Here is a 233-nt window from a genome sequence, read left to right as displayed (position 1 = left end):
CTGGCCGCAGGTGCTGGTGTTTGCCAGTACCCGCGAAAGCTGTGACGAGCTGGTGGCCGAGCTGAACCTGGATGGCATCAAGTCTGCCGTTGTGCATGGTGACAAGGCCCAGGGCAGCCGTCGCCGCGCCCTGCGCGAATTCACCGAAGGCAAGCTGCGGGTGCTGGTCGCCACCGAAGTGGCCGCCCGTGGTCTGGACATCCCGGATCTGCAGTACGTGGTCAACTACGATC

General features: G+C 64.4%; 1 protein-coding gene. It reads left to right on the top strand.

Translation table 11 applies throughout. The features are described from left to right. On the top strand, positions 1 to 233 hold a 233-nt coding region (locus tag N8L39_RS09450), incomplete at both ends, for a helicase-related protein (protein WP_261039408.1).

This window comes from Streptococcus mitis, from assembly GCF_946190285.1.
In the GTDB taxonomy this organism is placed as follows: domain Bacteria; phylum Bacillota; class Bacilli; order Lactobacillales; family Streptococcaceae; genus Streptococcus; species Streptococcus mitis_CP.
Note: the sequence above shows the minus strand (reverse complement) of the source record. Positions and strands in the feature narration are given on the sequence as shown.